Origin of the sequence: Streptomyces sp. SID3212 (assembly GCF_009865405.1) — a bacterium.
Lineage (GTDB): Bacteria > Actinomycetota > Actinomycetes > Streptomycetales > Streptomycetaceae > Streptomyces.
Genome location: NZ_WWJY01000754.1, coordinates 1 through 9,281 on the forward strand (window position 1 = coordinate 1; position 9,281 = coordinate 9,281).

General features: G+C 72.0%; 10 protein-coding genes. 3 read left to right on the plus strand and 7 right to left on the minus strand.

Annotated features, from left to right (window positions below; genetic code table 11):
- The 3 genes from GT042_RS22810 to GT042_RS22820 form a co-directional block, all read right to left on the minus strand.
- Window positions 1–497 (minus strand): DUF2637 domain-containing protein (locus tag GT042_RS22810; RefSeq protein ID WP_161310591.1); only part of this gene is annotated, 497 nt, incomplete at its 3' end.
- Between the two features lie 277 nt (window positions 498–774).
- Entirely contained in the window at window positions 775–1,548 is a 774-nt protein-coding gene (locus GT042_RS22815; RefSeq protein WP_161310592.1) for a DUF3558 domain-containing protein, read from the minus strand.
- A gap of 204 nt (window positions 1,549–1,752) precedes the next feature.
- Window positions 1,753–2,649, minus strand: a complete 897-nt coding sequence (locus GT042_RS22820; RefSeq protein WP_161310593.1) for a DUF3558 domain-containing protein — start codon at window positions 2,647–2,649, stop codon at window positions 1,753–1,755.
- A 317-nt stretch (window positions 2,650–2,966) separates the two neighbouring features.
- On the opposite strand from GT042_RS22820, the gene GT042_RS22825 reads away from it, so the two are divergent.
- Window positions 2,967–4,160 carry an RtcB family protein gene (locus tag GT042_RS22825; RefSeq protein ID WP_161310594.1) on the plus strand — a complete coding sequence of 398 codons (1,194 nt, stop codon included), beginning with the start codon at window positions 2,967–2,969 and terminating at the stop codon, window positions 4,158–4,160.
- A gap of 189 nt (window positions 4,161–4,349) precedes the next feature.
- Complete coding sequence (locus GT042_RS22830) at window positions 4,350–6,041, plus strand: hypothetical protein (protein WP_161310595.1); 1,692 nt, start codon at window positions 4,350–4,352, stop codon at window positions 6,039–6,041.
- Between the two features lie 52 nt (window positions 6,042–6,093).
- On the opposite strand, the gene GT042_RS22835 is transcribed toward GT042_RS22830, so the two are convergent.
- Window positions 6,094–6,870, minus strand: a complete 777-nt coding sequence (locus GT042_RS22835; RefSeq protein ID WP_161310596.1) for an SDR family NAD(P)-dependent oxidoreductase — start codon at window positions 6,868–6,870, stop codon at window positions 6,094–6,096.
- A 178-nt stretch (window positions 6,871–7,048) separates the two neighbouring features.
- Between GT042_RS22835 and GT042_RS22840 the strand changes: the two genes are divergently transcribed.
- Window positions 7,049–7,576 carry a hypothetical protein gene (locus GT042_RS22840; RefSeq protein WP_202533506.1) on the plus strand — a complete coding sequence of 176 codons (528 nt, stop codon included), beginning with the start codon at window positions 7,049–7,051 and terminating at the stop codon, window positions 7,574–7,576.
- 39 nt (window positions 7,577–7,615) lie between these two features.
- Here GT042_RS22840 and GT042_RS22845 read toward each other — a convergent pair whose 3' ends face one another.
- The 3 genes from GT042_RS22845 to GT042_RS22855 all read right to left on the minus strand — a co-directional run.
- Window positions 7,616–8,353 (minus strand): Mut7-C RNAse domain-containing protein, encoded by a 738-nt coding sequence (locus tag GT042_RS22845; protein WP_161310597.1) that lies wholly within the window; start codon window positions 8,351–8,353, stop codon window positions 7,616–7,618.
- A 4-nt stretch (window positions 8,354–8,357) separates the two neighbouring features.
- Window positions 8,358–8,945 carry a GNAT family N-acetyltransferase gene (locus GT042_RS22850; RefSeq protein WP_161310598.1) on the minus strand — a complete coding sequence of 196 codons (588 nt, stop codon included), beginning with the start codon at window positions 8,943–8,945 and terminating at the stop codon, window positions 8,358–8,360.
- Window positions 8,946–9,021: 76 nt separating this feature from the next.
- The coding region (locus GT042_RS22855) for a histidine phosphatase family protein (protein ID WP_161310599.1) at window positions 9,022–9,281 on the minus strand (260 nt) is incomplete at its 5' end.

The window sequence follows — 9,281 nt, forward strand, 5'->3', positions numbered from 1 at the left end:
AGCTCCCACAGCTTCATCCGGCGCCACAGCATGAACGTCGGTACGGGGGACAGCAGCCAGCGCGTGAGCCGCACGCCCTCCATGTGCTTGTCGGCCGTGATGTCGGCGATCCGGCCGACGGCGTGCCGCGCGGCCTCGACGGCGACGATGAACAGCAGCGGGATCACCGCGTGCATCCCGACACCCAGCGGGTCGGGCCAGGCCGCCGCGCCGTTGAAGGCGATGGTGGCCGTCGTCAGGATCCAGGCCGCCTGGCGCAGCAGCGGGAAGGGGATACGGATCCACGTCAGGAGCAGGTCCAGCGCGAGCAGGACGCAGATGCCCGCGTCGATGCCGATCGGGAAGACCAGTGAGAACTTCCCGAAGCCCTTCTCCTCGGCGAGTTCGCGCACGGCGGCGTACGACCCCGCGAAACCGATCGCGGCGATGACCACCGCTCCGGCGACCACCACCCCGATGAGTATCCGGTGCGTGCGTGTCAGCTGCATCGCGGCCACCCGCGATCCCCTCCCGAATTCGGCCCCGTGGTTCGACACCCCCGGCGCGTCGATCACACGGATCGCACGGGGACTTCGACCTCTGGCGGGGCACAGCCTGGCACATGTGTGCGGACGGCGTGGCGTGTGGCGTGGAGCCCGGCCGTCCGGTAACGGCAGGGCTCCGTGGAAATGGGGAGATAACGACGCGGAGCGACCGTGAAACGATGTCAAACCGTTTTAGGGCGGCGGGGTCGGCGGGGCCGGCGGGACGTTCGTAAGAGAGGGGCAGTGCGCCCTAGGACTTGGCGCTCGCCGACGGGGAGGCCTTCTTCGACGCCGAGCCGCTCGCCGGGGCGTCCGGCGAGTCACCCGACCCGGTGGCGACCTCCGTCACCACACCCTGGGCCGCCGACACGGCGTCCTTCGTCAGATCCGCGCTGCTCGGGGACTTGGCGCCCGCGTAGCCCGCGCCGTTGTACGTGAGGGTGACGACGACGTTCTCCGTACGCGCCACGACCGTCACGTACGCGAAGTCCTCGCCGGTCTTCTTGAGCGTGTACGTGACGACGGTCGCCTGGTCGCCGACATCGGTCGACGGGGTCGCCTTGAGGGACTTGGCGCCCTCCGTGGACGTCGCCGCCGCGACCTCCTTGGTGAACTGCGCGCCCGCGCGCTTCGCGCCGGAGCCGAGTGTCACGTCGGAGTCGTACCGCATGAGGGACACGTCCAGCCAGCGGTACTGCGAGCCCTTGACGCCGTTGTCGTCCAGGCCGTTCCAGGAGCAGCTGCTCCGGGTGGAGATGTCGCTCGACTTCCCCGCCGAACCACCCTTGATCTTCGCCTTCGGCACCAGTGAGTCGACCGTCGCGCGGCTGATCGTGTCGCACGAGTCCGGCAGGCCGCTGTACTTCGCGGGCTCGACCGTGGCGGACGCCTTGGGGGCGGGGGCGCTGGAGGTGTCCGCTTCGCTCTTGTCGTCGGAGCCGGAGGAGCAGCCGGCGACAACGAGCATCACCGGGACGGCGGCGCAGGCGAGGAGGCGGGTGAGTCGCGAGGCTGATCGGCGCATGGTTCCTTCAGTGTTCCTTGGGTCGGTCAGGGGCGGTGGGCGGCCGTCGGTGGCGTCGGTGGCGGTCAATGGCGGTCAGGTGGTCGTACGGTCCTACGGTCGTACGGTCCGATCGGCCACGGTAACCGCCGCGCCGCGTGCGTGGCCCCCGCAACGGGAGGACGTCCGTCACCCGCGAGACCCGCGGACCGGGCGCGGGACCGGCTACTCGTTCATCTCGTCGGCGAGCTTCCGGGCCAGGCCACGTGCCCTTTCCTGGAGTTGCGCGCTGTCGGGGACGTCGGTGGGGTGGGCCGGCTGTTCGGTGTACTGGACGGTGACGATCACGTTCGATGTGCGGAACACCACGCTCACGGTCCGGTTCTGGGCGGCCGATCCGGAGCGGGCGACGGCGTCGTCCAGGAAGGCCGCGTCACCGAGACCGTCCAGGACGCGCGGCTGCAAACCCTCAACGGGCGCGCCGGGCGTCCCGGGCGCGCCGGTGGACGAGCCGGGGGAGGGCGAGGTGGTGGCCGAGGGGGAGACGGTCTGGGTGGTCGCGCCGGAGGCGGTGGCGGCGTCGTCCGGGGAGGTGCCGTCCGTCGGGGTGTTGCCGGGGGACGGGGAGCCGGTACCCGCGCCGTCGCCGCTGCCGCTGCTGCTGCCGCTGCCCGGCGCGGGCAGCTCCGCCGCCGTCTCCTTGCGCGCGTAGACCTCCTGCGCCCGGTCGTCGTCGCTCACGGCGGGGTCGTACGACACCACCCGCTCGACGTCGATGACGAGCTGGTGGGAGGCGTCCGGGGAGTCGGCCTTCCAGCTGCACCCGACGCGGCGGTCCGTGTCGTACGTCACGGCGGCCGTGCCCCGGTAGATCTTCTCCTGCTGCTCCTCGGCGAGGCCGGGTGTGGTGGGCAGCAGCTCCTGGAGCGTGGCGCGCGGCACGGATCCGCAGGGTTCGCGGAGCGTGCGGTACTTGCCCGGCGAGGCGACGGGGGTGGGGCCGCCCGGCTTGGGGTCGGTCGTGGAACCGTCGCCGCCTCCGGCGCCGGTACAGCCGGCGGCCACCGCCACGAGGAGCGCCACCAGGCCGGGTACGTACGCCTTTCGCGCTTTTCGCTGCACGGTCCCGGGCTCCGTTCTGTACGAGGTGCTGCACGAGCTGCCGCACGAGGTGCTGTGAAGGGGGTGCTGCTGTCGGTGGGGCGGGTGCCGGGCGGGCGGCCCGCGTGGTCCCCGTACGGGTCTCCGCGCGGGTCCCCGCGCGCGGTCGCGCGCGGGAGGCCGACGGGAGGCCGTACGAAAACAGTTTGCCGCCGCCTGACGGTCGATGGACACAATGTGTATCGCACGCGTCGCCGTCGATGCTGGTCGGGTGGGTCTTTTGACTGCCGCGGTTCCGGTTTTTGCGCTTTCTGACTTTTTCGGGGGATCGAGGAATTATGTCGTACGTAGAGGTACCGGGCGAGAACGTCCCGATCCGCATGTGGACGGACCCGGCGTCGGTCGAGGACATCGCAATGCAGCAGCTGCGGAATGTCGCCACACTGCCGTGGGTGCGGGGCCTGGCCGTGATGCCGGACGTGCACTACGGCAAGGGCGCGACGGTCGGCTCGGTCATCGCGATGCAGGGCGCGGTGTGCCCGGCGGCGGTGGGGGTCGACATCGGCTGCGGCATGTCGGCGGTGAAGACGTCCCTCACGGCGAACGACCTCCCGGGCGACCTCTCCCGCCTGCGCTCCCGGATCGAGCAGGCGATCCCGGTCGGCCGGGGGATGCACGACGAGGCGGTGGACCCGGTCGGGATGGACGGGTTCCCGGCGGCGCGGTGGGACGACTTCTGGGGGCGGTTCGACGGGATCGCGGAGGCGGTCAAGTTCCGTCAGGACCGGGCGACGAAGCAGATGGGAACGCTCGGCGGGGGCAATCACTTCTGGGAACTTTGCCTCAATACGGACAACTCGGTCTGGATCATGCTGCACTCGGGTTCCCGCAACATCGGCAACGAGCTGGCGGACCATCACATCCAGCAGGCCCACAAGCTGCCGCACAACCAGGGGCTGGTCGACCGGGACCTGGCCGTCTTCGTCGCGGACACACCGCAGATGGCCGCATACCGGAACGACCTCTTCTGGGCGCAGGAGTACGCGAAGTACAACCGGGCGATCATGATGGCGCTCTCGCAGGACGTGATTCGTCGCGAATTCAAGAAGGCGAATGTGACCTTCGGAGAGGTCATTTCCTGCCACCACAACTACGTGTCGGAAGAGTGCTACGACGGAATGGACCTTCTGGTGACACGGAAGGGTGCGATCCGCGCCGGAAGCGGCGACTTCGGCATCATTCCCGGGTCGATGGGGACCGGCTCGTACATCGTCAAGGGACTGGGAAACAAGGCGTCGTTCAATTCGGCGTCGCACGGCGCCGGCCGGCGGATGAGCCGGAACGCGGCGAAGCGCCGGTTCACGGCCCGGGATCTGGAGGACCAGACGAGGGGCGTGGAGTGCCGTAAGGATGCGGGTGTGGTGGACGAGATTCCGTCCGCGTACAAGCCGATCGAGAAGGTGATCGAGCAGCAGCGGGACCTGGTGGAGGTCGTCGCGAAGTTGAAGCAGGTCATTTGCGTGAAGGGGTGAACGGGTGAAGGGGTGAACGGGTGGGTCGGCTTCGGATCACGTGGCGGGAGCCGACTCGCCGGTGGAACCCCGCGCGGTGGGACGCCGCGCGGCGGGACCGGTGGAACTCGGTGGGCCGCTTCCCGGCGACCATGACGCCGTTGCCCCCGGCATCGGATCCATGATCGGCTTCGTGGGATCCTGCCGGGCATGGAATTGCTCGACGCCATTTCCTGGGCGCGGTTGAGGCACCACTACGGGGCGGCCGAGGACGTGCCCGGGTTGGTGCGGGGCATTGCCTCGGGTGACGCCGAGGGGGCGGCGGACGCCTGGGACACGTTGCACAACCTGTTGTGTCATCAGGGCGGTTGGGTGGGGTCGGCCGCCACCGCCACGTTGCCCTTTCTGTTCGGGCTCGCCCGGGATCCGGTGGTGGCCGCGCGCGTCGAGGTCATGGAGACCATCGGCGGGCTCGCCGAGACCGCCAGGACCGCCGCGCCGCAGCTTGTGGACGACGGGTGGGCCGGGGCGTGGGAGCGGTGTCGGGGGGACGTGCGGATTCTGCTCGCGGATGGTGATCCGGCGATGCGTCGGGCGGCCGTCGGGTTGCTTGCGGTGGGTGGGGGGCCCGTCCGGGAGAACGTCGCGTGGTTGTCGGAGCGTTGGCGGTATGAGGAGGACGTGGCCGCGCGGGTGGAGGTGGTGCTCGCGCTGGGCGCGGTGGTGGGGGCGGGCGACCTGGTGGTGCCCGGGGACGGGGGCGTATCGGCGGACGTACGGGCGGTCCTGGAGGATCTCGTCGAAGGGGACGCGCCCGCCCTGCGGCTCGCCGCCGTGCACGCGTGGGCGCGCGTCGACCCGGCGGTGCCTGCCCGCTGTCTCGGCGCGCTCGTGGAGATCCTCGCCGCTCCGGACGCGCGCGCCGCGCTGGAGGCGGGGTGGGCCGACCATACGATCCGGCACCTCGTCACCCGTACCTACCAACTCCTGGCCGACGAACCCCGGTCGGCGACCGGCTTGGTGACGGGGCTGCTCGCCGCCGCGTCCGACACCGACGTACGCGTGGCCGCTCTGGCGGAGGCCGGGTCGCTGCTGATGCGGTGGCGGTCACCCGTACCCGTTCTGCTGCCGGTGCTCGGCGCGTGTCTGGACGACCCGGACCCCGGCGTCCGGCTGGAGGCCGCCCATCTCCTCGCCGTGCTGGGAAGCGCCGCCGCGCCGTACGCGGACCGGCTCGCCGACCGTCTCCACGACACGGGAACCGGCGGCGGTACGGGGAGAGGCGCGCGGCGCGGCGCCGCCACCGTCGCGGACACCGCCCTGTGGGGGCTCACCCGGCTCGGGGACCCGCGCGCACTGCCGGGGCTGGTGGAGCGGCTGCACGCTGCCCCGCGTGTGTTCGGTACGCGTGACGTCCACTCGTCGGAGCGTTCGTACTTCGTCCCCACACTGCCCGGGATCCGCGAGGTGCTGGGTCCGTTGCGCGCGCACGCGGGCGGGCTCCTGCCCGAGGTACGTGCCCTGATGCGGCGCGTGGCCGCCGCGGACGACGGGGAGACGGGCCGTGCGCTCGCCGGGGCGCTGGGGGAGTGGCGGGAGGACGCGCTGACGGAGGCGGCGGTCGCCCTGTGGGCGGTGACGGGGGAGGTGGAGGCGAGCGTGGCGGCGCTGGAGGAGACGATCCGGCCGCTGCCCGAAGGCCGGTGTCTCCCGGTGATGCTGAGCGCGGTCCATGGCCTGACCCGTATCGGCTCGTTCACTCCGGCGACGGGCGAGGTGCTGCGCCGGTCGCTCGCGTACGACGGGCGGTTGGCGTACTGGGGCGGGTGGCGGGGGTTTGTGCAGGACGAGGTGATGCGGGCGGCGATCCGCGAGTTGGCCGAGGTCGGGCGGGTGGGCTAGCCGCTCGGTTGTTCGGGTGGGGCCGGCCGCCGTTTGCTGCCGCCCCCTGCCATTACAGCTCCCGGTGGACCTTCGTGTTCGATGCCTGGGCGCGGGGGCGGACCACCAGGAGGTCGATGTTGACGTGGCTGGGGCGGGTGACGGCCCAGGTGATCGTGTCCGCCACGTCGTCCGCCGTGAGGGGCTCCGCGACCCCCGCGTACACCTTCGCCGCCCGCTCCTCGTCGCCGTGGAAGCGTGTCGTCGCGAAGCCCTCCGTCTTGACCATGCCCGGTGCGATCTCGATGACCCGGACCGGTGTGCCGACGATCTCCAGGCGGAGGGTCTCGGCGAGGACGTGCGCGCCGTGCTTCGCGGCCACGTAACCCGCGCCGCCTTCGTAGGTGGCGTGGCCGGCGGTGGAGGACAGGACGACCACCGTGCCGTCGCCGGTCGCGGTGAGCGCGGGCAGGAGGGCCTGGGTCACGTGGAGCGTGCCGATGACGTTCGTCTCGAACATCTGCCGCCACTCGGCGGGGTCCCCGGTGGCCACGGGGTCGGCGCCGAGCGCGCCTCCGGCGTTGTTGACGAGTACGTCCACCGAGCCCCGGCCTTCGAGGCCGGCGGCGAAGGCGTCGACGGCCGCGCGGTCGGTGACGTCCAGGGTGTGGGCCGTGGCGCGGTGCCCGGCGGCGGTGATCTCCTCGGCCAGCGCCTCGATCCGGTCCTTGCGGCGTGCCGTGACGACGACGTGGTAACCGGCGGCGGCGAGCTGCCGTGCGGTCGCGGCGCCGATGCCGCTGCTCGCTCCGGTGATGACGGCGGTGCGGGTGGTCTCCGGGGCGGTCATGGCGTAACCCTTCGTGCGTGTGAGCGACAGGGCCCCAGGATAGGCGGGCCGTGAACGCCTCGCGGGGGCGGTGGGCTGCCCCTGAGGGGGCGTCCGCGGGCTGCCACGCGGGTGAGAGGGGGCGCGCCGGGCTGACGGTTGGTCAGGATCGCGGTGTGATGATGATTATGTTCGCGCCATGACTGTCATGCGTAGGTCGCTCCTGGTCGTGGTGTCCGCCGTCACGGCGGTGGTGATGGGCGCGGGATCCGGAACGGCGGTCGCTCCAGTTTCCGCTTCCGCTCCCCCTCCGGCATCGAACCCAGCTCCCGCGCCGATCGCGCCCGAGGCCGATCTCGCCCACCACGGGCAGGTGTCGTTGCGGGACGGGCAGCTGCACGTCTGGATCGGGTCCGAGAACCACGGTCCGTCCGGGCTGCCCGACGCGACCGTACGCCTGGACTTCTCGGTCCACCTGGCACCCGGGCAGTTGTTGCCTCCCGCCTGCCTGTGGGGCGGGGACAGGACGGTGCTGTGCCGTACGGGCGAACTGCGCGCCGGCGGACGGGCCCACGGAACCGCGCTCGACCTCCTGGCGCCGGGCGCCCCGGCCGAGGTGGTCGTGGACGTCGACACCGCCTGGAACGGCGGCGCGAGCGACCGTAACCCCGAGAACGACCACCACCGCGTGCTGGCACCGGCGACCGGGGACCCTTACATCTTCTGACCCTGTCCCTGGTCCTGATCCTGACGTGGGTCCGGTCCGTCACGCCGCCGCGTGGTGTCCGAACTCGCGGACCGCCTCCTCGACGATCGCCGCCAGCCTTGTGTGGTGCGCGCCCCGCCAGTACACGCGCTCGCACGACTCGCACTGGGCGAAGACGTCGTACGTACGCTCCGTGCCGCGCTCCAGCTGTTCCCTTACGGCCTCCTTGTCGGCCGGGCCGAGCACGCCGTTGCAGGCGGTGCAGCGCGTCCACGGTGTGAGCGTGGGCGCGAAGCGCTCCAGTACGTCGCGGAGTTGGTCGTCGGGGCGGTCGCTGTAGATGTACGCCCCGGCCCAGAGCTCGCGCCGCCGCAGGAGCCCCCGGTCCCGCGAGAGCATCACCCGGCGCTCGGTGGCCGACAGCGTGGCCAGGGCCGGATCGCCGAGGTCCTCGCTCTCGTACGCCGCGTCGATGCCCAGCAGCCGCAGCCGGCGGGCGAGCGTCCCGAGGTGGACGTCCAGCAGGAAGCGCAGGGGTGCCCCCGGCACCTGTTGCGGCCGGGCCACGCCCCGTACCTCCACGGTCTCGCCCTCGGCGGGGATGTGGGAGAAGGGCACGGGCCGGCCGTCCACCAGCGCGGGGCCCGCCTCGGTGAGCGGGATGCCGAGCGACTCCACGACGTGGCCCAGGGTGGACGAGCCGTCGGTGACGAGGGCCGTGGGGCCCTGGCGTCGGGCGGACGCGACGAAAAGGTGCAGGTCAGGGGTGACGCTGAGCTGGATCTCGGGTCCGTTCACGCCGTCAGGATGTCACCGGGGGAGGGAGCGGGCCAGGCAATTGCGGGCGTACGGGTGCCGGGCGTACGGGTGCGGCCTCCAGGTCCAGCCGCCAGTTGTTGCACCTCATGGGGTGTCCCGCCGGGTACTCGAAGTCGCACTCCCCCTGGAGGAGGAAGCCCGCCTTGCGGCACACCCCGTTCGACGGCGGATTCCCCACGAAGGGGAACGCGTGCAGGTAGCGGTGTCTCTTCGCGGCCCGCGCCGCCTCCACCACGGCCCTGGTCGCGGCGACCGCCAGGCCCCGTCCCTGGAACGCGGGCAGCACCGCCCACCCCGCCTCGTACACCTGCTCCCCCTGCCAGGTCTGCTCCCAGAACCCGATCGTGCCGACGGCCTCCCCCGACGACGACAGCACGACGCGGAACATCCGGCCCTTGTCCGTACGGTCCGCGCTCAGGGCCACGTAGCGTGCGTGCCGCTTGACGAGCGCCTCCTCGGTCTCCGGGCCGCCGAGGTGGTGCATCAACTCGGGCGCGTTCGCGGCGCGGAGCAGGCCCAGGTCGTCCTCCGACCAGGGCTCGATCCGTACCGGCGGTGCTTCGATGTCCATGTCTCGCACTGTAGGACCCGGGTCTGACAATCGGGCGTCGACGCTGCTGGGGCCGGTCTCCTCGCGGACTGTCGCCTCACGGCCGGGTGTGCAGCGGGCGGCCGGCGAGGAGGTTCCAGCGTCCGCCGCGTCCGCTCAGCTCGACGGCGGACAGGGGGCGTACGTCGATCCGCCAGAACGCCTCCGGGGGTGCGCCGAGGGCGTGCGCCGTGGCGGCGCGGACGACGTCGGGCTCGGCCACGGCGAGGACGCGGGCGCGGGGGTCGTCGTCCTGGCCTGTCGTGCCGCCTGCCGGTGCGTCCGCCAGCGCGTCGAGCCACTCGCCCACGCGGATCA